The organism is Burkholderia glumae LMG 2196 = ATCC 33617 (assembly GCF_000960995.1).
Taxonomy (GTDB): Bacteria; Pseudomonadota; Gammaproteobacteria; order Burkholderiales; family Burkholderiaceae; genus Burkholderia; species Burkholderia glumae.
Genome location: NZ_CP009435.1, coordinates 486051 through 512060 on the forward strand (window position 1 = coordinate 486051; position 26010 = coordinate 512060).

Consider the following 26010-nt stretch of genomic DNA (forward strand, 5'->3'; position numbering starts at 1 on the left):
CGATCCGGAGGATTGGAAGTTCAATCGAAGTTATTTTCCGGCGGGCCGTTCGCCGATAAAAAATAAGAAAACGTTTGCGAAGATGTAAACTCCAAATTTTAAAAAAACAATCACCCGCATTCGCCGCGATTCACTCCTGATCGAAGTGTAAATAAAAAAATAACGTTTAAGATTTTGCAATCAAGTTACAATCCGCGACGTTTCACTGATGGGGAGTGGCGCTGATCCACCCGGCAAGCCACTGGCGGCATCCGCCGCAGCATCGCTCAACATTACGGCCGCCGCCGACTGTCACAGCGATTTCCCGCGCCGGAAATTCGCAAACCCAAAATGACATTGCGCTTTCATGCGCGGTGCACTCCGAAGACCCGCATGCGAAACCAAACCAATCTGTCAGGCACTGCATCGCGCGCACCCCGGCTACAGTGGAACGCGCTACGCCGCATCGTGACGCGTGCGCAGTGTCTCGGCCGGTGGTGGCTGCTCGTTTGCGCGATCAATGCACCCGCTCAGGCGCTCGCCGAACCGGCCCCCGCGCACGGCGCAGTGCCGCCGGCGGTGCAGCCGTTCGCGGCCACCGCCAGCCGCCCGAATCTGGCATTCTTCTTCGGCGCGAATCCGCCCGTCGACGCATTGCAGGCCTTCGACGCGGTGGTCGTCGATGCCTCGCGCGGTTTCGATCCGCAGGCCCATCCGCTCGCGCACACGCTGTGGATGGCGCGCACCACGGCCGAGGCCGGGCAAACTCCGGCGCAGTTCGTCGCCCAGGCCATCGAGCCGCTGTGGCAGCGCGGCTATCGCGGCTTTTTGCTCGACTCGCCGGAGGCGCTCGCCGCCGTCGCCGCGATCCACGCGGCACACCCCGATGCACGGCTCATCGCCGGCGGCCCCGATGCGCTGCGGGCCGCCATGCCGCTCGCGCGCGAACTCTACGCGGTGGTCGGCGAATCGCTGGTGCGCGGCCTGGACGCGCCCGGTACGCTCCCGCTCGATGTGCCGCCGGCGTTGCGCGACAGCCGCGCGGCGGCCGCCCGTGCGTTCACCGCGCAAACCGGGGTGCCGGTGGTGTCGATCGAATACTGCGCGCGCACCGATCGCAACTGCGCGCGCCAGACCGCCGAAACGGTGCTGCAGCTTGGCGTCGAGCCGTACGTGACGAACCCCGCGCGCGACGTCGTCGGGATCGGCGCAATCGAGGTGCTGCCGCGCAAGATTCTCGTGGTGCAGGATCACAACCCGAAGCAGCCGCTCGACGGCAGCATCGGCGTGCGCGATCTCGCCACGCCGCTGAATTATCTCGGCTACGACGTGCAATACGCGGATTTTGCGTCGGGCCTGCCCGACGACATCACGCCCGACCGATACGCGGGCGTGGTCGTGTGGCTGCAAGGCACGGGCGTGCCGAACACGCGCGCCTGGGAACGCTGGGTCGCCGCGCGCATCGTCGATCATGTGCCGGTGGCGTTCCTCGACCAGTTCGGCTTCGATCCATCCGGCCCGCTTGCGGCCGGACTGGGCCTGCAAACGGTGCAGGGGCCGTTCTCGGGGCCGGTGAACGTGATCGCGCGCGATCCGATGATCGGTTTCGAAATCAATCCTCGCAACGATCCGCGCGACTTGCTCGGCGTGCGCGTCGGCGAGACGGGGCACGCGCTGCTGCGCCTGAGCGTGAACGGCGGCGAGCTGGACCCGGTGGCGATCCTGCCATGGGGCGGCTACGCGCTCGCGCCGTACACGGTGGTGTCGCTCGACGGCGTTCAGATGGAGCGCTGGGCGATCCAGCCGATGCGGTTCCTGACTGCGGCGCTGCGCTTGCCGGCGCTGCCGTCGCCGAGCGTGACCACCGAAAACGGCCGTCGGCTGCTCATGACGCACGTTGACGGTGACGGCTTCGCGTCGCGCACCGAGTTTCCCGGCCCGGACTATTCGGGCGAAGCGCTCTACGAGCAGATCTTCTCGCACTACAAGATCCCGATGACGCTGTCGGTGATCGAGGGCGAGGTCGGCCCGGCGGGCTTGTATCCGAAGATTTCGCCGCGGCTCGAAGAGATCGCGCGCAAGATGTTCGCGCTGCCGTGGGTCGAGATCGGCACGCATACCTACTCGCACCCGTTCCAGTGGGAAGACGTGGACGGCAGCACCGGCGCGAAGGTCGATCGCGGCGGCGGCGATGCAGCGTTCTCGCTGAACATTCCGGGCTACAAGTTCAACATCGACCGCGAGATTTCCGGCTCGATCGACTACATCAACGCGAAGCTCGCGCCGCCGGGCAAAAAGGTGGTGGTGCTGCAATGGTCGGGCGACTGTCAGCCGCCCGGCATCGTTGTGCGCAAGGTCTACGAGGCCGGCGTCTACAACTTCAACGGCGGCGATACGGTGATCACGCGCTCGCAGCCGACCTGGACGGCGATCGCGCCGATCGGCGTCGACAAGGGGCCGAACGCCTATCAGGTCTACGCGCCCAACCAGGACGAAAATGTTTATACCAACGACTGGCAAGGCCCGTTCTACGGCTTCGACCGCGTGCTTGAAACCTTCGCCATGACCGAGAGCCCGCTGCGCTTCAAGCCGATCGACATCTACTACCACATGTACAGCGGCACCAAGCTGGCGTCGCTGCGTTCGCTCGACAAGATCTACTCGGCGGTGCTGAAGCAGCCGCTGCTGCCGGTGCACGTGACCGACTACATCCGCAAGGTGCTCGACTGGCGCACGTTCGCGGTGGCGCGTCAGACCGGCACGCGCGACGGCTGGGTGGTGCGCGGCAACGGCGCGGTGCGCGAGCTGCATTGGGCCGGCAGCGAGGTGCCCGACCTCACGCAGGCTTTCGGCGTGACCGGCTACGCGCCCGGCCCCGACGGCAACTACCTTCATATCGACGGCGGCGCCGCGCGCTTCACGCTCGCGCCCGCTTCCGGCGCCGCGCCGCAGCGCCCGTACATCGCGCAGGCCAACGGTTTCGTGCGCCGCTTCCGGGTGACGCCGCACGGCCTGGCATTCGAATTCGGCGGCTACTACCAGCCGTTCGTCGAGCTGGCGAACGCGCAGCGCTGCCGCGCGCGCGTGGCCGGCCAGCCGGTCGCGACGCGCGCCGACGGCGCGCTGCTACGGTTCGACACGACGGGCGTGGCCGGCGCGCGCGTCACCTATCAACCCGTCGAGATCGATTGTGACCGCTAGTCGTCCGCGCATCGCCCCGCCCTGGCTCGTGCTGCTGCTTGCGTTGGGGGTGGTCGTGATCCTCTATACGGCATGGCCGCGCGAAGCGCTGCGCGAGCGGATCGCCTCGACGGCGGGCCCGAGCGAACTGGGCGTGGCGTATCAGGAAGCCTGGCTGCGCGCGCAGCCCGACAACGTCGAGCTGCTCAAGACGCTCGGCGAGCAATACGAGCAAATGGGCCGTCGCGACGACGCCGAGCGGATCGCCGCGCGCATGGACGCGCAGCCCGATGTGCGCCTGCATCGCGCGGCCACGCTGCTGCGCCTGAAGGTGGACGAGCAGCAGGCGTTCGCGTTCCCGCCCGGCGATCGGCGCCGCTCGAGCGCGATCGCCGCGCTGCAGGCCCGGCTCGCGGCGGTGGCGGGCGATGCGTGGGATACCGCCGATCTGACGGTGCTGGCCCGTGACGCCGCCTCGCTCGATCTGCCGGCGCTGGCCGCGCAGTTTTACGAGCGCCTGGTGCGGCAGGACGCGCCGAACCGACGGCACTGGAATACCGAGGTGGCGAAGTACGCCCTGTGGGGCGGCGATTACCGGCGTGCGGCGGCGGCATGGTTCCGCTTGCAGGACGATGCGGCCACGCGTGCCGAACAGCGGCGCTGCTTCATCGCGGGCGTGGCCGCGCTGCGCGCGGGCAATCATCTGGACGAGGCGCTGGCGGCCGCTCAGGCACACATCGGCACGCTCACCGACGATCGCGACACCCTGATCGTGCTGCTCAATCTGGCCCGTGCCGCGCAACGCCCCGACCTGGTGGACCGCTACGCGAGGTCGCTGCTCGACGCGTCGCAGCAGCAAGCGGGCCACACGGACGCGGGCCGGATCGCACCTGCCGCGCTGCGGGTCGCGCCGCTGCCGAGGCCCGAGCGCGTGGCGCGCCTTTACATGGACGGCCCGGCCGGCGATGGCTGGCAGGGCCTGCAGCGCATCGCCACGCAGGTGGGCGAGGCGCGCATCCTACCCATCGCCGCCGCCGGCCAAGCCGCGGCGCGGGCCGCCGGCGCCCCCGCCGCCCGGCGCGCCTCCGACGATCTGCCGAGCCTGCTCTACCAGTCGTTCCTTGAATCGAACGACCTCGCCAACGCGCAGAAGGTCGCCGCCGCCCAGGTCGCCAGGCATCCGCATTCGGCGCCGTGGCTCAAGCGTCTAGCGCAGGCCGCCGAATGGAACAACGCGCCGCTGCTCGCGCTGCATACGTGGCTGAGCTACGCGCAGGCGTCGAACGACCCGCTTGGCTGGTCCAACGTGCTGCGGCTCGCGCCGATGCTGCACGACGACGCGAGCTACGCGGTGGCGCTGGAGCATGCGTCCGATGCGGCGCCGCACGACATGCGGCTGGTCGATGCCACCACCGAGACCTTGGAGCGGCTGGGCCGGCCCGAGGACGCCCTGGCCTTCCTGCACGCGCGCCTGCGCACGGCCGGCAGCCACGCGCTGGACGAGCGCATGGCGCTGCTGGCCGAGCGCGCCGGCCACGACGACGAGGCGCTCGGCATCTGGCGCAAGCTCCAGCAGGCAGAGCCGAGCAACACCTCGTATGCGCTGCATGGCGCGAGCATCCTGTATCGCCAGGGCCAGTATGCCGCCGCGCTGGCGATGCTGCAGACCGCGCAGCCGGGCGCGGCCGATGCCGACACGGAGTTCTGGCGCAACGAGGCGCAGCTCGCGCGCCTGCTGCAGCAGGACGGCATCGCCGACACGGCCTACCGGCACCTGCTGGCCAGCGGCGCGGCGGCCCCGGACGATCTGAGCGCGATGACGTATTTCTATGATCCGAATCCGCTCGATGCGGGCCGGACCTCGCAGCTTCAGTTCGAGCGCGATCACACGATGCGCGCGTTGCAGGAAGCGATCTACTACTACACGCTCGCGCGCGCGATGGACCGCGTCGATGCGCTGCTCAAGGGCCTCTCGCCGGACGATCGGGTGCGCGCCGAACAATCGCCGGGCGTGCTCGGCGCGCGTGCCGAGTTCTACCGCGAGACCGGCGCGCCGCTTGCGGCGCTCGCCGACCTGCGGCGCGCGGTCGGCCTGCCGGGCGCGAGCGACGACGTGCGCGCCGCGCTGATCTGGACACTGGTCGATTACGGCAGCGATGCCGAGCTGCGCAAGGTGATGGTGGCGTGGCGCGCGCGCGCGTTGCAGGACAGCGCGCTGTGGGGGCCGTTCGCGGCGGCCGAGATGCGGATGGGCCGGCCGGCCGCCGCGCTCGATCTGCTGCGGCGCCAGGGCGCGTCGATGTCGCGCGATCCGCTGTGGCTGCTCACGCTCGCCGAGGCCCATGAGGACGCGGGCGATGCGGACCTGGCGTGGTCGATCCGCCGCAAAGTCTGGCTGCAGATGGCGCAGGAGGTCAAGACCGCGGCAGCGGGCGGCGACGCGGCGCGCGCGCTGCAGGCACGCCGCGCCGGGCAGGACGCCGAGCGTCGCGCAGAATTGCGCGGCCGCCGCGTGTTGCTGGCCGACATCTTCGAGAACGGCGACGCGGCGGCTGCCTTGCTCGGCCAGTTGCTGAAGAACGACGGCGGAATCGACGCGATGGCCGCGACGCGGCGCACGCTGCTCGGCGACGCGGCCGGTTTGCCGCCCGCGCCGGCCAGCCACGCGCTGGACCGGGCGGCGGCCGCGCGGCTGCGCTCGGCGGTGGCGATCGACGTGGCGATCGCCTCGGCGCTGTCGCACGACGCCAATCCGCTCGCGACGCGCTGGCTGGCGCGGCAATACGCGAGCCGGCTCGCGCGCCCGGCCGATTCGCAACTGACGCTCGCGCTGGCCGAGGGCGACACCGCGACCATGCAGCGGCTCGTCGACCAGCGCGGCTCGCGGCTGCCGATCGACGGGCGCATCGATGCGCTGCTCGCGCTCGATCGCCCCGGCGCAGCCGAGCAGCTCGCGTTCGACGGCCTGGCCGGCGCGCCGCGCAACACCTTGCTGCACGATCGCATGGTCGATACCTCGATGGCGTGGCCGCAGTCGCTCGGCACGGGCATCGAAAGCCAGGTCGAGCATCCGCTCGACACCGTCGAGCACCGCATCAGCGGCAGCGCGAAGCTCGGCGACACGCTGATGGTGGGCGCCACCGCGCTGCAACGTTTCCAGCACAGCGCCGACCCGACCCAACTGGTGAACGTGCCGGGCGTGGACCGCTCGCTCGATCTCAGCCTGCGCCGCCAGACGCGCAGCACCGCGGTGCAGGTGACGCTGGGGCGGCGCGAGGGCGCCGACGGCTTCAACACGGCGAGCGTGTCGGGTGAGCTGGGCCGCGATTCATGGGTGGGGCTGACGGGCAGCATCGGGCACAACCAGCGGGCGACCGAATCGCAGTTGCTGTCGGTGGGCGGCATCAAGGACAACCTGATCGGCAGCGCGCGCTGGACCGTCTCGCAGCGCCTGCTGGTGACGGGCAGCGTGGAGGCGGACCGCTTCAGCAGCCAGGCTCGCAACTTCCTGGGCAGCGGTGTGCTGAGCTCGGGCGAGATCGAATACAAGGTCCGCATCGATTATCCGGACTTCACGCTGCGGCTCAGCGGCGCGCGCGGCCGATACAACGCCACCGGCACGGTGGACCCGTTGCTGGCGCGGCTGTCGCCGGCCGCGCTCGGGCCGCTCACCGCCGCGAACGCGATGCCGCCGACTTATGCGCAGTACGGGCTCTCGTTCGGCTTCGGCACCGATCTGCTCGATCGCTACACGCATCGCTGGCGGCCATTCCTCGATATCGGCCTGGTGCACGACTCGGTGCAGGGCTGGGGGCCGCAGATTACCGCGGGCGCGGCCGGCAGCGTGTTCGGCGGCGATCACGCGGTGCTCTATCTGGAGCGCGAAAGCGTGTCGCAGGCCAGCTCGCAACCGGTAACGGTGATCGGCGGCCGCTACAGCTGGTTCTATTGACGCGCGAGCCGACCCGGCCCGCGCGCCGCGAATGCATGACGACATGAACGAAGGGGCAAGGAAATGAGTGGAATGGAACGTGGCAAGCGGGCTCGGTCGTGGTGCGCGGCGGCCCTCGCAGCAACGCTGCTGCTGGCCGGCTGCGGTACGCTGAAGAGCACGGCGGCGCCGGCGCTGCAGGCGCACGACGCGGTGGCGGTCGGCTCGATCGCGAACTACACCGAAACGCCTTCGGCCGGCCAGAGCGCCGCGTCGATCGCAGCCAACGTACTGCGCGCGGACGGCCTCGCGGACGTGCGCCTCGCGCCCGACGACGCGGGTTCGAACGCGCTGTTCGATACCGCGCAGCGCAGCGACGGGCAGCAGAAGCTGGCGTGGGCGCGGTCCCGGCAGATCCGCTATGTCCTGTCCGGCTCGGTCGAGGAGTGGCGCTACAAGACCGGCGTGGACGGCGAGCCGGTGGTCGGCCTGACCTTCGAGCTGACCGACGTGAACACCGGCAAGGTGGTCTGGAGCGCCACCGGCACGCGCAGCGGCTGGAGCCGTTCGAGCCTCGCGGGCGTGGCTACCGGGCTGATCGAGAAGGTGCTCGCGCCGCTCGCGCCACGTGGCTGAGGCCGGGCGCGCCACGCGCTTGCCCTTGCGCTTCCGAACTCATGAAAAGGAACCGGCAGTGAATTCCGTTGCGATGCAATCCGCCGCCGACGCGTCGAAGACGCGCAGCTCCAACGCGCTGGGCCGGCTCGGGCCGATGCGCCGGTTTATCGCGCCGGCCGTCACGCGGCCGTTCGCGATCGTCGAGGCGGTCGCGTTCGTCATGCTGGCGCTGGCCGTGAGCCGCCTGTGCTCGCCGCACGATCCGCTGCTGCTGCAGGCCGGCTTCCCTTGGTTGTGGTTCCCGCCGATGATCGTCGCGCTGCGTTACGGCACGCTGCTCGGGCTGCTTGGCGGCGCGCTGATGGTGGCCGCCTGGAAGCTCGGCTATCCGCCGGGGGCGCCGTGGCCGGTGATGATGTTCGTGGGCGGCCTGACCCAGACGGTGATCGCCGGGCACTTCGGCGACACCTGGGGCCATCGGGCGCGGCGCGCCTCGACGCTCAACGATTACCTGAACGAACGGCTCGTCGCGATCACCAACAGCCACTACCTGATGCGCCTGTCGCACGAGCGGCTGGAAAAGGATCTGCTGTCCAAGCCCACCACCCTGCGCGACTCGATCACCGAACTGCGGCGCCTGTCGGTCGGCGCCGAGCCGCAGGATGGGCCCGGCGCGCCCGCACCGTTGCGTGCGCTGCCGTCGGCGGCGGGCATGCTCGAATTCGTGGCGCAGGTCTGCCAGATCGAGATCGGCGCGGTGTTTCCGGTGCTCGACGGCCGGCCCGCGACCGAGGCCGTGGCCTGCGTCGGCGATGCGTTCCCGCTGTGCACGAGCGACGAACTCGTGGTGCACGCGCTGCGTACCCGAAGCGTCGCGCACTTGCGCGGCGAACATGCCGACCTCGCACAGAGCGCTTACCTGGTGTGCGCCCCGTTGGTGAGCGCCGACGGCGAGGTGATCGCGCTGCTGGCGGTGCCGCGCATGCCGTTCCTGGCGCTGAACTTCGACAACCTGCAGCTGCTGCTCGTGTTGCTCGCGTATTACGCGGACGGCGTCGAGCATGCGAGCGTGGTGCGCGACATTCTTGCCGACGTGCCGGGCTGCCCATACGACTTCGCGCTCGATCTCGGCCGCCTCGCGCGTTTGAATCGCGACGCGGGCATCGCGTCGTCGCTGGTCGCGCTGGCGTTTCCGCGCAGCGAAGCGGGCGATTCGCTGTTCGAGCACGTGCTGCGCCGCCGCCGCGCACTCGACCTGATGTGGCCGCTGCAGACCGCCTCGCATTCGGTGCTGGTGAACCTGATGCCGGCCACCGACACGACCGGCGTCGACGGCTACCTGGCGCGCATCGAAACCAGTCTCGACTCGCAGTTCGGGCTCGACATGGAACGCGCCCATATCGGCGTGCACACGCTGCACCTGGGCCCGCTCGAACCGGGCGCGGCGTTGCGGCGCCTGCTCAAGCGCAGTGGCGTCGATGTCTAGGCCCGCCGTCTTCGTCGCCGGCGTGCTGCGCGTGGCGGGCTGCCTGCTGGCGGAGGCGCTCGTCTGGCGGGCGGCCGGGCGGGCCGGCGCGGACTTCGATCCGTTGCTGGCCGGCCTCGCGTTGCAGGCGCTCGCCGCTGCGGTACAGGCCTGGCTGTTGCTTCCGATGCTGCCGTCGCGCTATCGCGAACCGCGCCGCGCGAGCTTCGCGCTGCTGTGGGCCTTGCTGACGTTCATGCCGCTCGCGGGCGGCATGCTGGTGCTCGCGAGCTGCGCCTGGGCGGCGCTGTTGCCGGCCGAGCGCGAGAACGACCGGCTCGCCGAGGTGGGGCGCCCCGAGTTCATTACCCATCTGGTGTCGCGCGTCGCGCATGGCGGCGGCGCGCGCTTGCAGGCGCGTCTCGTCAACACGCAGGTGTCGTCCACCGACCGGCTGACGGCGCTCGTCGCGATCCAGAGCATGCCGACCCGCACCACCGGCAGCCTGCTGCGCGAATTGCTGACCGATCCGGTGGAGGACGTGCGGCTGATCGCGTATGGCACGCTCGATCAGGCCGAAAACGAAATCACGCAGAAAATCTACGCCGCGGGGCAGGCGCTGGCCCGGGCCGGCTCGGAGCCCGAGCGCTACGCGCTGAACCGCCAGCTCGCCGAGCTCTATTTCGAGCTGATCTACCAGCGGCTCGTGCAGGGCGCCGTGTACCGGCACACGCTGGCGCAGGCGGAACGGTACGCGCGCGCCGCGCTCGCGGTGGACGAGCGCGATGCCGCGCTGTGGCTGATCCTCGGCCGTCTCGCGCTTGCCGAGCGGCGCGCCGACGATGCGGGCCTCGCGATGGCGCGCGCGCTCGAGCTCGGCTTTCCGCGCGAGCGCCTGACGCCGTGGCTCGCCGAGGTAGCGTTCCTGCGCGGCGATTACCTGCGCGTGCGCGAGTTGCTGGCGTCGCACGGCAACGCCGCGGTGCTGCCGACGCTCAAACCGATTGTCACCTACTGGTCCCGATGAACCCGTCCCTAAACCGGCGCGCCGCCGATGCCGATGTCTGCCTGCTGCTGGAGGGCACCTTCCCGTTCGTGCGCGGCGGCGTGTCGAGCTGGGTCAACGAGATGCTGCGCGCGTACCCGCATCTGCGCTTTGCCGTGGTGTTCATCGGCAGCCGCGAGGAGGACTACCGGGACGCCGCCTACGCGCTGCCCGACAACGTCGTGCACTTCGAGGCGCATTACCTGTACGCGACGGCCGGCAGCGTCGACGAGCGGCCGCGCGAGGTCGCGGGCGACCCGGCCGCGTTCGCGCAGTCGGCGCGGCTGCATGAGGCGCTGCGCGGCGCGAGCGGCGCGCAGCGCACGGGCGGCGACAGCGTGGCCGCCCTGATGGCGCAGATGGCACCCACGCTCGGCGCGCACGGCACGCTCAACGAACAGCAGTTCTCCACCAGCCGCGCCGCCTGGGACTTCATCGTCGATCAATACGAGCGGCATTGCACCGACCCGTCGTTTACCGATTACTTCTGGACCGTGCGGATCATGCACAAGCCGCTGTGGCAGCTGGCGAACGTGGCCGAGCAGCTGCCGCCGGCGCGCCTCTATCACACGGTGTCCACCGGTTATGCCGGCTTTCTCGGCACGCTGCTGCACTACCGCAGCGGGCGGCCGCTGCTGGTGTCCGAGCACGGCATCTATACGAAGGAACGCAAGATCGACTTGCTGCAGAGCCAGTGGATTCGCGACAATCGCGGCGCGTTCGAGCGCGACATCTCGCGCATCAGCTACTTCCGCGAGCTGTGGGTGCGCTTCTTCGAGGCGCTCGGCCGGCTCGCGTACGAGGCCGCCGACGAGATCGTCGCGCTTTACGAGGCGAACCGGCTGCGCCAGGTGGCCGACGGCGCGCCCGCCGCGAAAACCCGCAGCATTCCCAATGGTGTCGATGTGGACGCGCTGGCGCCGCTGGTCGCGCAGCGCACCGACGGACCACGTCGCGTGGTCGCGCTGATCGGCCGCGTGGTGCCGATCAAGGACATCAAGACGTTCATTCGCGCGATGTTCGTCGCGTCGCACAGCAGGCCGGACCTCGAAGGCTGGATTGTCGGCCCGGAGGAGGAGGATCCGGCCTACGCGCTCGAATGCCGCGCGCTCGTCGAGAGCCTGGGCCTGGCCTCGCGCGTGAAGTTCCTCGGCTTCCAGCGAATCGATGCGGTGCTGCCGAAGATCGACCTGATCGCGCTGTCGTCGATCAGCGAAGCCTTGCCCCTGGTCGTGCTGGAGGGCTTCGCGGCCGGGGTGCCCGCGATCACCACCGACGTGGGCTCGTGCCGCCAGTTGATCGAGGGCTACGGCGACGAGGATCGCGCGCTCGGCAGCGCTGGCGCGGTCGTGCCGATCGCCGACCCGGCGCGATTCGCGCGGGCGGCGCTCGCGCTGCTCGACGACGACACGCGCTGGCGCGTCGCGCAGCAGGCCGGCCTCGCGCGCGTGCGCCGCTACTACACCAAGGCGCAGATGACGGACCGCTACGCCGCGCTCTACACGCAGCTCGCTGCCGCGCCCGATGCGCGGCCGGCGCCGGGCACCGGGCGCGCGTGTCCGGCGCCGCACGGTGCCAAGCCGGCCGGGGAGGCACGCTGATGGCCGGGATCGGTTTCGAACTGCGCAAGATTCTGCGCAAGGACACCTTGTTCGGCGCCGCGCGCGCTTACGCGTATGCCGGGCTGATCAGCTCCGGGCCGCTGATCCTGTCGATCTTCGGCATCCTGCTGATCGGCGTGATGAGCCTGGCGGTGGTCGTGCCGAAGTTCGCGATCGTGCAGTTCCAGGTGTCGGTCACCTACCTGATCGCGCTGAGCCTGATCCTCACCGGGCCCTTGCAGCTCGCGTTCACGCGCTTCATCTCGGATCGCCTGTTCGAGAAGCGTGACGACCTCGTGCTGTCGAACTATAACGGCGTGGTGCTGGTGACCACGCTGGCCGCCGGGCTGTCGGCCAGTCTCGCGATGGCGGCCGGCTTTCGCGGCGAGCCGCTCGCCTACCGCGTGCTGATGGTGGCGGGCTTCGTGGTGATGAGCAACATCTGGATCTCGGTGATCTTCCTGTCGAGCGTCAAGCAGTACCGGCAGATTCTCTACACCTTCGTGGCGGGCTACGGCTGCACGGTGGCGTTCGCGCTGTCGCTGAACCGGTACGGGCTGGCCGGCCTGCTCGGCGGCTTCGTCGCCGGGCACGTGGTGCTGCTGGGTGGCCTGTCGGGGCTGATCTACCGTGGCTATCGCAGCGGCCGGCTGATCTCGTTCGAGGCGTTCGACCGACGCTTCGCGTATCCGTCGCTCGCGCTCGTCGGGCTGCTGTTCAACCTCGGCGTGTGGATCGACAAGTTCATGTTCTGGTATTCGCCCGACACGGGTTCGCCGGTCATCGGGCCGCTACGCGCGTCGGTGATCTATGACATGCCGGTGTTCATCGCCTACGTGTGCGTGATGCCCGGCATGGCGGCCTTCTTGGTGCGCATCGAAACCGATTTCGTCGAGTACTACGACGCGTTCTACGATGCGGTGCGCAAGGGCTCGACGCTGCGTCACATCAACGACATGCGCGACATGATGGTGAGCAGCGTGCGCTCGGGCCTCTATGAGATCGTCAAGATTCAGGCCGTCCTGTTGCTGCTGATCGTGGCGTTCGGCAGCCACCTGCTGCGGGCGCTGCATGTTTCCACGCTCTACATGCCGCTGCTGACCGTCGACGCGATCGCGGCCAGCCTGCAGGTGGTGCTGCTCGGCCTGCTGAACGTGTTCTTCTACCTCGATGCGCGCCGCACGGTACTACGCCTGTGCGCGGCGTTCGTGCTGCTGAACGGCGTGCTGACGTGGTGCACGCTGCAGATGAGCCCGAACGCGTATGGCTATGGTTTCGCGGTGAGCTTGCTGATACTCGTGGTGATTGCGGTGCTGGTGCTCGACCGGAAGTTTTCGCGGCTCGAATACGATACCTACATGCTGCATAGTCTCACCGTGTCGCAAAAGAGTGAATGACAGGCCGGCAGCGGCGGCGTGCCGGTAATTTCGTGTGCAGAGGCCGGATCGCCCCGCCATCCCTGCCCTGAGCCCGGGCAGGCAACGGCTAAAGGAAACGCGCGCCGCCGCCCGATGCCTGGCCCGGCCGCCTGGCAGCGCGAGCCGCGCCCGGCGTTCAGCTGACTGGCCCCTGTCCCGCTCCCGCATCGCGCCGACAGATCACCCCGTACCATCCGAGCCCGCGATACGTCTCATACCCCGGCGTCGCCGCGAACGACACCGTCATGCGGTTTGCCTCGTCGCGGTAAAACCCTGCCGCCCGGCCGTCCGCACGCAGCCGGAAGCGCTCCTGCAGCAGGCCCTGGCCGTCCGAGCTGGCGATCACGCGCCCCGCCGCGTCGACGATCAGGCAGCGCGTGCGCGTCCATTCCTCGTCGCTGAGCCGCACGCCCTTGACCACGGCAGCGGCCTGCGGCGCCCAGTCGAAGAAGATCACGAGCACGCCGAGCGCGCGCCCGTTCGCCTCGCCGCCCTCACGGATCGCGGTGGCATAGGTGGCGACCTGCGCGTTGCCGAGCAGCGGCTGGGTCTCGATGTCGAACGCCACATAGTCGGCGCCGCTCGCGGTACGCAGCGCGGCGTCGAACCAGCCGGCCGTGCCCACCCGCTGCCCGGCCACCGGATAGGTCGCGCCGCGCCCGCTCGCCACCACCACGCCCCCGGCATCGACCACCCACAGGTCCTGGTAGACGGTGTAGCTGTCGAGGATCACCGAGAGCCGCTCGCCGGCATGCCGGCTCAGCTCGTCGCCGTGGCAGGTCACGCAGTCGACCAGCGCGGAATCGGTGGCCCACCAGCGCACGTCGCATGAGCGCTCGTAGAGGTTGCGATCGACGATGTCGATCATGTTCAGCGCGAGATCGGCGCAGCGCTGGCCGTCGAGCAGATGCATGCGCTCGATCATGCTGTCGCCCAGCTCGGTGAGCCGCGTGAGCGACCCCGCCAGCTCCTTGTTGAGGCTCTCGGTGATCTCGCCGATGCGCGTGGAGACCTGCTTGACCTGATTCGCGACGACGGCGAAGCCCTTGCCCGCTGCACCGGCCCGCGCGGCCTCGATCCGCGCGTTCAGCGCCAGGAAGGTCGTCTCCCGATTGATGTCGTTGATGTCGCCGATCTTGCCGGCGGCGAGCTTTCTGACCGCATATGTCAAATCGACGATTTCGCGTGGATTGGCCATGTCTGTTTCCCCTTGGGTCCGATGGACGGAAGCGTGCCGCCGTCATATCAGAGCAAACAACAGACCCATCTGCGCACGCCATGCGCGCGACCATCGGGCGGCGCCGCCGCGCGCGCGACTATTCGGTTGTATTCACAAGGAATTTTGGTGCGGCCGCAAGCATCGGCCGGCCGCCCGCGCCGGCCGACGCGGCGCGCTGGGGTGCGCGCGGCCGGCCGGCGCGCCTCGCAGCTGGTGCAGGCGCGCACCGCGCGCGTGCCGCTCGGGCAGGCGTGCGCATCATTGGGTGGCATCGATTCCGCAGGGTCGCGCCGCGGCATAGGCGGCGCAATCGCCGATACCGGAACGAACCGACGATCCCGTCGAAACCGCCCGCAGGGCCGGGCTAGATCGCCGCGAGGCGCCGGCCGCCTTCGCGCAGCGTGTCGTCGTCCTTGCAGAAGCTCAGGCGCAGCATGCCGGTATCGCGCCGGTCCTGGTAGAAGCTCGCGAGCGGAATGGTGCCGACCCCATGCTGCTCCAGCACCGCCATCGCGAACGCCTCGTCGCCCTGCGCGCAAACCCGATCGAAGCGCACCAGCATGAAGAAGCCGCCGGCGCTCGGCACGACCGACAGCCGCGAGCCGGCCATCGACTCGACGAGCAGGTCGCGCTTGCGCTGATAGAACGCGGCGAGCCCGAGATAGCTGTGCGGCTCGGCCAGCGCCTCGGCCAGCGCGGCCTGCAGCGGCGCGGGCGCGGAGAACACCACGTACTGGTGCACCTTCCGGATCTCGGTGGTCAGCTCGGCCGGCGCGAGGCAGTAGCCGACGCGCCAGCCGGTGGCGTGATAGGTCTTGCCGAGCGACAGCGCGATCACGCTGCGTTCGGCCAGCTCGGGAACGCGCGCGAGGCTCAGGTGTTCGCGCCCGTCATAGACCATGTGCTCGTACACCTCGTCGGAGAGGATCACGATGTCGGTGTCGCGCGTGAGCGCGGCCAGGCGCGCGAGGTCGCCGGCGTCGAGCAGCGCGCCGGTGGGATTGTGGGGCGTGTTGACGATGATCATCCGGGTGCGCGGCGTGATCGCGGCGGCCACCTCGTCCCAGTCGATGCGCAGCGTGTCGAGGCGGATGCCGAGCGCCACCGGCGTGGCGCCCTGCAGCCGGATCGACGGCTCGTATACCTCGAACGCGGGCTCGAAGAAGATCACCTCGTCGCCGGCCTGCACGAGCGCCGCAATCGCCGCGTAGATCGCCTCGCTCGCGCCGGCAGTCACCGTGATCTCGCTGTCGGGCCGGTAGCGCGCGCCGTGCAGGCGCTCGGTCTTCTCCGCGAGCACCGCCCTGAGCGGCGCGTAGCCGGCCATCGGCGCGTACTGATTCAGGCCCGAGCGCATCGCCCGCTCGGCGCGGGCGATCAGCGCCGGGTCGGCGGGGAACGACGGCGCGCCCTGCCACAGGTTCACGGCATCGTGCCGCGCGGCCTGCTCCGCGATGCGGGAGAAGACGGAAATGCCGCTTTGCGGCAGCTTGGTCTCGATCCGGCACGAATTGCGCATTCGGTGAACTCCTCGGTCTGACCGCGCTGGGGCGGCGGGCGACAAGGTTGGCATATCGCGGCACGCCACGCAACGCGGCCGGCGCCCAGGCACGGCCCGCCGCGCCCGCCCATGTCCTGGTCGTTTTGATCGAATTTGGACCTTACGGCGGGCCATCGAGCAGGGTAGGCTGTCCCGTCATGCGCCGCTCGCCGTCCGGCAAGGGCCGACGCGACGCGGCCCGGTCGAAGCCACCGAAACCATCAAAGAACCCCGGAGCCCTATCATGAGTGAAAAACTGTTCGTTGCCGGCGCGACCGGCGTGATCGGCCGCGTGCTGGTGCCGCTGCTGGTCGAAGCCGGCTATCGGGTCTATGGCGCCACGCGCCGTGCCGAGCGCGCGGCGCTGCTCACCGGCCTGGGCGCCGAGCCGGTGGTGGTCGACGTGTTCAACGCCGACCGGCTCACGAGCGAGCTGCGCCGCATCGCGCCGGCCGCGGTGATCCACCAGTTGACCGACCTGCCGGCCGGCCTCGATCCCTCGCAGATGGCGCAGGCCATCGTCAACAACGCGCGGATTCGCGGCGAGGGCACGCGCAATCTCGTGCAGGCGTCGCTGGCCGCGGGCTGCCGGCGCATGATCGCGCAGAGCATCGCCTGGGCGTTCGCGTCGCTGGGCGAGAAGCCCTACGGCGAGGCGCAGCCGCTCGACCTGGCGGCCGAGGGCGCCCGCAAGATCTCGGTGGGCGGGGTGGCCGCGCTCGAGCAGGCCGTGTTCGACACGCCGGAGCTGCAAGGCGCGGTGCTGCGCTACGGCCGCCTCTACGGCCCGCAAACGGGCGCCGACGCGCCGCCCGCGGCGCCGGCGCTGCATGTCAACGACGCGGCGCGCGCGGCGCTGCTGGTGCTGCAGAAGAAGGCCACCGGCGTGTTCAATATCGTCGACGACAACGGCGAGGTATCCAACCAGAAGGCCCGGCGCGAACTGGGCTGGGTGCCGGGCGAAGCGCACGTGCAGGCCTGAGGCCGGGGCGCGGCGGGCCGGCCCGCCCGATTGCTCAGCCGGCCGGAAACGCCGCCGTGACGAGCAGCCCGCGCCCGCCCGGCCCGTCGTCGAGCCGCAGCGTCGCGCGGTGCGCGCGCGCGATCTCGCGCACGATCGCCAGCCCGAGCCCGCTGCCTGGCAGCGGCGAGGCGCGGAAGAACGGCTCGAACACCTTCTCGCGCAGCCCGGCGGCGATGCCCGCCCCCTCGTCGGCAACGGCGAGCCGCACCGCCTCCGGCGCGGCCTCGAGCGAGACCGTCACGGTACCGCCCTCGGGCGAATAGCGGATCGCGTTGTCGACCAGATTGAACACCAGCACCGCCAGCAGTTGCTCGTTGCCGTTCACGAACGCATCGGGCGCGTCGAGCCGGGCGGCCAGCTCCACGCGGCGCCGCTGGGCGAGCAGCGCGAGCTGCTCGATGGTGCCGGTCGCGATCGCGCGCAGGTCCACCTTCACGCCCGCGTATTGCGCGTAGTCGGCCGCCTCGGCCTGCGCCAGCGTCAGCAGCTGGTTGGTCAGCGCGACCAGCGAGCGATTGCTGCGGGCCATCGCCTTCAGCGTGTCCTGCACCTGTTCCGGATCGTGCTGGCGGCGCGCGTACTGCAGCTGCGTGCCGAGCAGCGTGAGCGGCGTGCGCAGCTGGTGCGCGGCGTCGGCGATGAAGCGCCGCTGCATGGCGGTCTGTTTCTCGATGATCTCGAGGCACTGGTTGAATGCGCTCACGATCGGCCGCAGCTCGCTGCGCAGCGGCTCCACCTTCACGCGCACCGACGAGGTCAGGACGCGCTCGGGCATGCGCCGCGCGAGCCGCGCGAGCGGCCGCAGCTCGAGCGTGAGCCCGACGCAGACCAGCACCACGGCGATCGTCAGGATCGCGGAGAAATAGAACATCTGCGGGCGCCACAGCGCGTGCACCAGCGCATCGCGCTGCCGCAGCGTGCGCCCCACCGAGATCACCACGCGGCGCGTCACGCCGGCGTCGTACATCGGCCGGATCACCGACACGGCGCGCACCGGCTCGCCGTTCATCACCGCGTCGTACCACTTCGGCGAGACCTCGGGCACCACCTGCGGAAAGTCCGACGTGCCGGCGATCATCGGCCCGCCGATCTCCTGCACGCGAAAGAACACCTGGTCCTCGCGCGGCGTGCTGAGGATCTCGATCGCGCTCGGCGAGACGGCCGCGCTCAGGTCGTTGCCGTCCCAGCCGACATTGCCGGCCATCACGCGCGCGGCCGACAGCAGCACCTCGTCCTGCAGCAGGTTGGCGGTGCGCCACGCGTTGCTGCGCGTGATCAGGCCGGCCGCGACGATGAACACCGTCATCGGCAGCGCCAGCCAGATCAGCAGCCGCACGCGCAGGCTATTCATCGGCGGCGCCGTCTTCCAGCAGATAGCCGAGCCCGCGCAGCGTGATGATGGTGGCGCTGCTCGCCTCGAGCTTGCGGCGCAGCCGCGACACGTAGATCTCGATCGCGTCCTCGCTGGTGGGCGCGTCGGCGGCGCTGACCGATTCGGCCAGCGTGGCCTTCGACACCGTCTTCCTGGCGCGCAGCATCAGCGCCTCGAGCACGGCGTGTTCGCGCGGCGTGAGCACGAGCGGCGCATCGTCGATCGCGAACTGCAGGCGGTCCATGTCGTAGACGAGGTTGCCGCAGCGGACCCGGTTCGAGCGCGACGGCGCCTGGCGGCGCGCCAGCACCTTGATGCGCGCCACCAGCTCGCGCGCGTCGAACGGCTTGACGATGTAGTCGTCGGCGCCGGCGCCGAGGCAGACCACCTTCTCGTCCACCGCGCCGGTGGCGGTCAGGATCAGCACCGGGGTGGCGTCGCCGCGCTCGCGCATGCGGCGCAGCACGGTCTTGCCCGAGACCCCGGGCAGGTTCAGGTCGAGCAGCACCACGTCGTAGGTCGACGCCCGCAGCGCATCCTCGGCGGCCTCGCCGGCGCCGACGCGATCGAGCATGAAGCCGTCGTGCGTCAGCGTCATCGCCAGCCAGTGCGCCAGCTCCTCATTGTCCTCGACGAGCAGCAGCCTCACGCGCCCTCCCGCTACGATTCGAATCAGGCGAGCCGATACTGTTCGCGGGCGGATTTCGTCCGGTACAGCAGCAGCGTCGCCACCATGCCGCACACGGCGGCCGCGCCCATCCACGCGCCCGGTGCGGCCTTGTCGCCGGTGGCATGGATCAGCCAGGTGGAGATCGCCGGCGTGAAGCCGCCGACCATCGTGGCCAGACTATAGGCCATCGAGAAGCCGGTGGAGCGCACCTTGGCCGGCATCAGCTCGGTCAGCGCCACCACCATCGCGCCGTTGTACCACGCATAGAGCAGCGAAAGCCACAGCTCCACGGCCAGCAGCTTGCCGAACGACGGCGCGTGGATCAGCCACTGCACCGCCGGATAGGCGGTAAACACGGTCAGGATGGTGAACGCCAGCATCACCGGGCGCCGGCCCACGCGGTCGGACACCGCGCCCGAGATCGGCAGCCAGATGAAGTTCGAGACGCCCACGCAGGCCGTGACGAGCAGCGCGTCGAACGACGACATCTTCAGCACCACCTTGCCGAAGGTGGGCGTATAGGCGGTGATCAGGTAGAACGAGGTGGTGGTCATGATCACCAGGCCCATGCCGGCCAGGATCAGCCCGGCGTTGGCGACGATGGTGCGGGTGATCTCGCCGATGCTGGGATGGTGCTTGCGCGCGGCGAATTCGTCCGACTCCTGCAGCGTGCGGCGGATGTAGAACAGGAACGGCACGATCAGGCAGCCGACCAGGAACGGCACGCGCCAGCCCCAGCTCGTCATCTGCTGGGCGGGCACGAACGCGTTGAGCAGCACGCCGAGCGAGGCCGCGAACACCACCGCCACCTGCTGGCTGGCCGACTGCCACGAGCAGAAGAAGCCGCGGTTGCCGCGCGAGGCGATTTCGGCCAGGTAGACCGACACGCCGCCGAGTTCGGCGCCGGCCGAGAAGCCCTGCAGCAGCCGGCCGAACAGCACGATGGCCGGCGCCACCAGGCCGATGCTCTGGTAGCCGGGCACGAACGCCACGCACATGGTGCCCACCGCCATCAGCGAGAGCGACAGGATCAGCCCCTTGCGGCGGCCGTGGCGGTCCATGTAGGCGCCCAGCACGATCGCGCCGATCGGGCGCATCAGGAAGCCCGCGCCGAACACGGAGAACGCCAGCATCAGCGAAACGAACTCGTTGCCGGACGGGAAGAACGTCGCCGCGATCGCGGCCGCGTAATAGCCGTAGACGGTGAAGTCGTACATCTCCAGGAAATTGCCGCTGACGGCGCGAAACACCGAACGCGCGCGCGAATCGCGCCGCTCGACTTGGATGACTGCTGACATGGGGACCTTCCTTGCGCTGTGCGCCTGTTGCCGCGGCGGCCCCGGCGGGCCGCCTCCACGGCGAAGAAAAACGATGAAACGACGACGAAGCGGGCAGCTCACGCGGCCGTCGCCGCGGGCGGCGGCCCCGTCGGGCGAGCCGCATGAGCGCCTTGCCGGCCTGCCGGCGCGGCTCCGGCAGCCGATGCGCGGCCTCGACGCCGTCGAGCCCGTAGCGGCCGTCGAGCTCGATGCCGGGCGCGCAGCCAATCCGCATCGGGCGGGCCCGCGAATCGCGGCGCCTGCCCTGGCGCGGCGGGACGCCCGGCCAGCCGATGCCGGCAGCCGCGAGCCTCATCAGCACCTCGCCCGGACCCGGCACGGGCACGGGCACGGGACTCTCGACGCGGCACAGGGCCGTCTGGCTCGATTCGAATCGCTCTCATCGGTGTTACATCACGCGTTCCGGCGCCGCGGCAGCCGGTTCAATGAAACGCTTCCTGCTGCGTGCCGTCGACGAACGCATTCGTGTAGGTACGCGACAAGTCGACATGCCGCGCCATCAGGCCGGTTCCCGTCGATACCAGAACCTTCAGCACGGTGGCCGGGGCATCCGCGGGCATCCGGCCGTCCGCCGAAAACGACGGCTTGGCCAGCGCGAGCGCGGACACGTAGCCGGCGCGGTCCTTGCCGACCAGCCCGGGCGGCAGCACGGCGGCGATCTGCCCGGCATCGTGGCTGCCGATGAAGCGCAGCGCACGCACCAGCGCGTGCACCACCCGCGCGGTCTCGTCGCGATGCGCGAGCGCCCAGCTGCGGCGCAGGTACAGGCACGCGCCGACATAGGTGCCGCCCAGCTGCGCGCGCGAGCCCTCCACGCTGCGCAGGTCCACCAGCACGCGCGCCGCGCCGCTCGACAGCAGGCGCGTGGCGGTCGGCTCCTCGACCATGCCGGCGTCGATCGTGCCCTGCTCGATCGCCTCGACGAAACGCGTGTCCGAGGCGAGCGGCACCACCGTGTAGTCGCCGGGCGCCACGCCGGCGCGCGCGGTCAGATAGCGCGTGAGCAGCCAGGTGGAGGCGCCGAAGCCGGTCACGCCGAGCCGGCGGCCGCGCGCCTCGTCGACCGAGGTCATCGCGGCGCCGGCGGCGGGCCGCGTGGACGCCAGCTCCGCGAGGCCGGCCGCGCGCACGAACACCGCCACCGACAGCACGTCCTGGCCGCGGCTCTGCAGGTCGATCGTGTGGTCGTAGAAGCCCACCGCGCCGTGGATCGCGCCCGCGATCAGCTCGGTGGAGGTGTCGATGCCGGCCGGCACCGACAGCACGCGCACGTCGAGCCCTTCGTCGCGGAAATAGCCGAGCCGGTCGGCCAGCACGACCGGCAGATAGAAGATCTTGGACATCCCGCCCATCATCAGCTTGATCGGCTCGGCGCCGGCCGGCACCGCGAACGTCGCGCCGCCGGCGGCGAGCACGAACGCCAGCATGCCGGATCGCAACCATCGACCGAGATGACGGGCCAGGGAACGCATCGGGAAAACTGTCTCCTTCTCGCGGTGCCGACGCCGCGCTTGTGTTCGGGAACTCCGGTCGGCCAGGCCGCGCGGCGGAAAACGGGATAACGCGCAGGCGCCGCGCCAACGGTGCCAAGTATAAAAATCGGACGCTTTCTGGTTGCCTTCGGCGCCTCGCGAGTTTTGTCGGTATTTACCCTCGGCGGCGCCCGCCCCTGATCGCCCCTGATCGCCCCTGATCGCCCCAACCCGCGCCCCTGACCGCCACGGTCGGCCGGCCGCTCGTGGCGCCGGTGCGACGTGCTCGCCTGCGTTTGACCGCCGGCAACAGGCGGCGCCGAGCTCGCCGCGCAAGGACTGCCGGTTCGCCCCGACCTCTCGCGCGCCCTCGGCCGGGCGTCCGGCCCGCGCTTTCGGCCCGCGCTTTCGCGCCGCGGCCGCCGGGTAGCGAGCCGGGCGGCGCCCGGCCGCCTCGCCCGGGACGAATCCGCCCGACGCGCGCGATTGGTGAGATTATCTCATTTTCTTATTGAATTCCCTTCACCGGTTTAAACGCTACGATCCGCGCACCGCCTCCGGCCCGCGCGCGGGCCACGATCCTGTCCATCCGCGAATCGATTCTCTCTCCCATGACCAGCACCTCCGGCATCGTCGAACACGACGTGGCCCGCCCCTGCGTTGCCGTCTCGCCTGCCCAGACGCGCCGTGCCCTGCTTGCCCTCGCCGTCGGCGGCTTCGGCATCGGCACCGGCGAATTCGTGATCATGGGCCTGCTGCCCGACGCGGCACGCGACCTCGCCATCACGATCCCGCAGGCGGGCCACCTGATCAGCATCTACGCGCTCGGCGTGGTGATCGGCGCGCCGCTGTTGGCCGTGCTGGGCGCACGCTGGGCGCGGCGCAGCTTCCTAGTCGGGCTGATGCTGGTGTTCGCGCTCGGCAATCTGGTCAGCGCCGTCGCGCCCGGCTTCGCGTCGATGGCGCTCGCGCGCTTCCTGACCGGCTTCCCGCACGGCACCTTCTTCGGCGTCGCGGCGCTGGTCGCGGCCGGGCTCGTGCCGCGCGAGCGGCGCACCCAGGCCGTGGCGCTGGTATTCCTCGGCCTGACGGTGGCCACGCTGCTCGGCGTGCCGGTCGTGGCCGCGATCGGCCAGTGGCTGGGCTGGCGCCTCGCCTTCGCGATCGTCGGCGCGATCGGCCTGCTCTCGGCACTGCTGGTGCGGCGCTGGGTGCCGTTCATGCCCGGCGACGCGGGGGCGAGCCCGCTGCGCGAACTGGGCGCGCTGCGCAGCCGGCAGGTGATGTTCACGCTCGGCATCGGCGCGATCGGCGCGGGCGGCGTGTTCTCGGTATTCAGCTACGTGAAGCCGACCATGACCGAGCTCGCGCATCTGCCGGTCGCGCTGGTGCCGGTGGTGCTCGCGCTGTTCGGGCTCGGCATGGTGACGGGCAACCTGGCCGGCTCGCGCTTCGCCGACCGCGCGCTGGAGAAGACCGTGCGCTACGTGCTGATCTGGGCCGTGGTGGTGATGGGCGCCTATACCTTCAGTTCGCACAGCGCCGTGTTCGGGCCGCTCACGGTCCTGCTGGTGGGCACCATCGTCGCGCTGGCCGCCACGCTGCAGACGCGGCTGATGGACGTGGCCGGCGACGCGCAGACGCTCGCCGCGGCGCTGAACCACGCCGCGTTCAACATCGCCAACGCGCTCGGTGCCTGGCTCGGCGGTCTCACCATCGACGCGGGGCTCGGCTGGTCGTCCACCGGCTGGGTCGGCAGCCTGCTCGCGCTGGCCGGGATCGGCGTCCACGCCTGGGCGCTCGCCGACCAGCGCAAGCGGCACGGCTGAGGCCGGGCCGAAGCCGGGCAGCTCGGCCGCGCGCCCGGCGGCATGCGGCACGCGACATGCGGCATCGGGCGACCGGCAAGCGCACGCGCCCGGTTCGATCCGCACGGCGCCCGCCGCCCGGGAGCCTCGCCCACCGCGCCCGCCGCGGCACCCGCCGGCCCGGGCACCCCATCGTGCCGGCCTGCCGCCGCAACGGCGCGGCAAGCGCGCGCAGCGCATTGATCGCCGGTCTAGACTGGCGCTTTCAACCCGCCAAGCGAGATCAGCATGAACATCGAAACCACCCGCATCGCGGGCATCGACACGCCGGTGTCGCGCATCGGCCTGGGCACCTGGGCGATCGGCGGCTGGATGTGGGGCGGCACCGACGACCGGCAGTCGATCGCCACCGTGCGCCAGGCCGTCGAGCAGGGCATCAACCTGATCGACACGGCGCCCGTCTACGGCTTCGGCCATGCCGAGTCGATCGTCGGCGAGGCGCTCGCGGGCATCCGCGACCAGGCCGTGATCGCCACCAAGGTCGCGCTCGAGTGGAACGCCGACGAGCAGGTCATGCGCAATGCCAGCGTCGCGCGGATCCGCCGCGAGATCGAGGATTCGCTGCGCCGGCTGCGCACCGACCGCATCGACCTCTATCAGGTCCACTGGCCCGACCCGCTGGTGCCGTTCGAGGAGACCGCCGCCGAACTCGAACGCCTGCGCCGCGACGGCAAGATCCTCGCGATCGGCGTGAGCAACTACAGCCCGGCGCAGATGGAGCGATTCGCCTCGGCCGCGCCGCTGGCCACCGTGCAGCCGCCTTACAACTTGTTCGAGCGCGCGATCGAGGCCGACGTGCTGCCGTATGCGCAGCAGCATGGGCTGCAGGTGCTGGCCTACGGCGCGCTGTGCCGCGGCCTGCTGTCGGGGCGGATGACGGCCGACACGCGCTTCCAGGGCGACGACCTGCGCCGCACCGATCCGAAGTTCCAGGCGCCGCGCTTCGCGCAATACCTGGCGGCGGTGGACGCGCTGGCGGGCCTCGCCCGCGAGCGGCACGGCAAATCGGTGCTGGCGCTCGCGATCCGCTGGGTGCTGGACCAGGGGCCGACCATCGCGCTGTGGGGCGCGCGCAGGCCGGAGCAGCTGAGCGGCATCGGCGACGCGTTCGGCTGGCGGCTCGACGCGCGCGATCTGGCCGACATCGACGCGCTCCTGGCGCGGCACGTGACCGACCCGGTCGGGCCGGAATTCATGGCGCCGCCGCTGCGCACGGCCTGAGCCGCACGACCAGGGCCGCGCCGCCCAAATCGCAGGGCCGCGGAGCCGGCCGCCGCGCACAGCATTTATCCAAGCGCCGCGGTGGACAAGTGCTGTGCGCACGGGCGGCGCGCCGCCGTGCGGCGGTGCCGGCGCCTGCTGCCGGCGCGCCCGTCAGGCCAGCCGCGGATAGCCGAGCGCCGCGGCCTCGTCGGCCATCCGCGCGATCGGTTCGTAATCGGCCTCCTCCAATGCCTCGAAGCCGCGCAGGCGCAGCGCCCGCGCGCGCGCCGGATCGGCGCGGCACGCCGCGTCGAGCGCCTCGCGCAGCCAGCCGGCCTGGTGGTCGCCGAGACGGCGCGAGGCGATGAGCGGCAGCCCCGGCGCGCCCGCGCTCGCGCCGATCACGCGAATCTCGCGCAGCCGCTCGGGCTGGGCGTCGCGCAGATAGGCGAAGGTCACGCAGTCGATCGCCGCGCAATCGGCCCGGTCCGCCGCCAGCGCGTCGAGCACGTTGCGATGCGAGCCGAACGCCGTGACCGAGGCGAAGAATCGCCCGCCCTGCGCGAGCGGCGCGACGGCATGGCGAAACGCGTTCATGCCGCTGTGCGAATCGTTGCCGTTGCAGGCCGCGCGCAGGCCCCGGCAGGCGGCCAGCGTGGTGGCGCCGCCCGCCTGCGCGGCGGCCGACACCACCAGCACGCTCGAATACCGGGCGCCGTCGCAGCCCTCGGCGTCGAAGCACGGCGTCGCGATCAGCCGCGCAAGCCCGGCGAGCCCGAGCATCCGAAACGGATAGCCGCAGGTCTGCGACAGCAGCAGATCGGCGCGGCGCCAGAGCGGCATCAGTTCGCCGAACGGCTCGCCGAGCACGCTGACCTCGCGCGTGCCGCCGCGCCGCGCGAACGCCTCGAGCGCATCGTCGAGCAGTGCGCGCCAGAGCGCGCCATGGCGCGGCGTCACGTTGTACATCGGCAGTCCGGCGATCCATCGGCTCATGCGCGGCGGCTCCTGGCCAGCAGGTTCGGAAAAGGTGGCGTGGCGGGCCCTCATTCTGCGCCCGGATCG

Annotated in this window: 17 protein-coding genes; 10 read left to right on the top strand and 7 right to left on the bottom strand. The window is 70.6% G+C overall.

All coding sequences use genetic code 11. The features are described 5' to 3' along the window. Positions 1-372: 372 nt before the first annotated feature. The 7 genes from KS03_RS14795 to pelG all read left to right on the top strand — a co-directional run bounded on the left by KS03_RS14795 (position 373) and on the right by pelG (position 13216). On the top strand, positions 373-3180 hold the full coding sequence (locus KS03_RS14795; protein ID WP_045678849.1) for a bifunctional glycoside hydrolase/polysaccharide deacetylase family protein: 2808 nt from the start codon (positions 373-375) through the stop codon (positions 3178-3180). Further along, positions 3170-7111, top strand: coding sequence for a tetratricopeptide repeat protein (locus tag KS03_RS14800; RefSeq protein WP_035982589.1), 3942 nt, complete (start codon positions 3170-3172; stop codon positions 7109-7111). Before KS03_RS14795 ends, KS03_RS14800 begins: the two co-directional genes overlap by 11 nt. A gap of 72 nt (positions 7112-7183) precedes the next feature. Then, positions 7184-7726: a hypothetical protein gene (locus KS03_RS14805; protein WP_015876922.1), complete on the top strand. Its 543-nt coding sequence runs from the start codon at positions 7184-7186 to the stop codon at positions 7724-7726. Between the two features lie 58 nt (positions 7727-7784). Further along, positions 7785-9194 (top strand): PelD GGDEF domain-containing protein, encoded by a 1410-nt coding sequence (locus tag KS03_RS14810; RefSeq protein WP_015876923.1) that lies wholly within the window; start codon positions 7785-7787, stop codon positions 9192-9194. Continuing rightward, positions 9187-10200 (top strand): tetratricopeptide repeat protein, encoded by a 1014-nt coding sequence (locus tag KS03_RS14815; protein WP_015876924.1) that lies wholly within the window; start codon positions 9187-9189, stop codon positions 10198-10200. The genes KS03_RS14810 and KS03_RS14815 overlap by 8 nt, the downstream gene beginning before the upstream one ends. Continuing rightward, positions 10197-11819, top strand: coding sequence for a GT4 family glycosyltransferase PelF (gene pelF / locus KS03_RS14820; protein WP_015876925.1), 1623 nt, complete (start codon positions 10197-10199; stop codon positions 11817-11819). Before KS03_RS14815 ends, pelF begins: the two co-directional genes overlap by 4 nt. After that, positions 11819-13216: an exopolysaccharide Pel transporter PelG gene (gene pelG / locus KS03_RS14825; protein ID WP_015876926.1), complete on the top strand. Its 1398-nt coding sequence runs from the start codon at positions 11819-11821 to the stop codon at positions 13214-13216. The genes pelF and pelG overlap by 1 nt, the downstream gene beginning before the upstream one ends. A gap of 157 nt (positions 13217-13373) precedes the next feature. On the opposite strand, the gene KS03_RS14830 is transcribed toward pelG, so the two are convergent. Both KS03_RS14830 and KS03_RS14835 read right to left on the bottom strand, forming a co-directional pair. Then, complete coding sequence (locus KS03_RS14830) at positions 13374-14435, bottom strand: methyl-accepting chemotaxis protein (protein ID WP_015876927.1); 1062 nt, start codon at positions 14433-14435, stop codon at positions 13374-13376. A gap of 385 nt (positions 14436-14820) precedes the next feature. Continuing rightward, the gene (locus KS03_RS14835; RefSeq protein WP_015876928.1) at positions 14821-15975 is read right to left on the bottom strand and encodes a methionine aminotransferase; all 1155 of its coding nucleotides are present in this window, start codon (positions 15973-15975) and stop codon (positions 14821-14823) included. A 265-nt stretch (positions 15976-16240) separates the two neighbouring features. Here KS03_RS14835 and KS03_RS14840 point away from each other — a divergent pair, with 265 nt between their 5' ends. Further along, positions 16241-16978 carry an NAD-dependent epimerase/dehydratase family protein gene (locus KS03_RS14840; RefSeq protein ID WP_015876929.1) on the top strand — a complete coding sequence of 246 codons (738 nt, stop codon included), beginning with the start codon at positions 16241-16243 and terminating at the stop codon, positions 16976-16978. A gap of 34 nt (positions 16979-17012) precedes the next feature. On the opposite strand, the gene KS03_RS14845 is transcribed toward KS03_RS14840, so the two are convergent. The 4 genes from KS03_RS14845 to KS03_RS14860 all read right to left on the bottom strand — a co-directional run bounded on the left by KS03_RS14845 (position 17013) and on the right by KS03_RS14860 (position 21829). Continuing rightward, entirely contained in the window at positions 17013-18371 is a 1359-nt protein-coding gene (locus tag KS03_RS14845; RefSeq protein WP_015876930.1) for a sensor histidine kinase, read from the bottom strand. Further along, positions 18364-19041 (bottom strand): response regulator, encoded by a 678-nt coding sequence (locus KS03_RS14850; protein ID WP_015876931.1) that lies wholly within the window; start codon positions 19039-19041, stop codon positions 18364-18366. The genes KS03_RS14845 and KS03_RS14850 overlap by 8 nt, the downstream gene beginning before the upstream one ends. A gap of 23 nt (positions 19042-19064) precedes the next feature. After that, positions 19065-20360 (bottom strand): MFS transporter, encoded by a 1296-nt coding sequence (gene tcuC / locus KS03_RS14855; protein WP_015876932.1) that lies wholly within the window; start codon positions 20358-20360, stop codon positions 19065-19067. Between the two features lie 464 nt (positions 20361-20824). Then, complete coding sequence (locus KS03_RS14860) at positions 20825-21829, bottom strand: ABC transporter substrate-binding protein (RefSeq protein ID WP_232252227.1); 1005 nt, start codon at positions 21827-21829, stop codon at positions 20825-20827. 656 nt (positions 21830-22485) lie between these two features. Here KS03_RS14860 and KS03_RS14865 point away from each other — a divergent pair. Continuing rightward, entirely contained in the window at positions 22486-23703 is a 1218-nt protein-coding gene (locus KS03_RS14865) for an MFS transporter (RefSeq protein ID WP_015876934.1), read from the top strand. Between the two features lie 267 nt (positions 23704-23970). Continuing rightward, on the top strand, positions 23971-24963 hold the full coding sequence (locus KS03_RS14870) for an aldo/keto reductase (RefSeq protein ID WP_015876935.1): 993 nt from the start codon (positions 23971-23973) through the stop codon (positions 24961-24963). A 153-nt stretch (positions 24964-25116) separates the two neighbouring features. Here KS03_RS14870 and KS03_RS14875 read toward each other — a convergent pair whose 3' ends face one another. Then, the gene (locus KS03_RS14875) at positions 25117-25941 is read right to left on the bottom strand and encodes a phosphate/phosphite/phosphonate ABC transporter substrate-binding protein (protein WP_015876936.1); all 825 of its coding nucleotides are present in this window, start codon (positions 25939-25941) and stop codon (positions 25117-25119) included. Positions 25942-26010 lie beyond the last annotated feature (69 nt).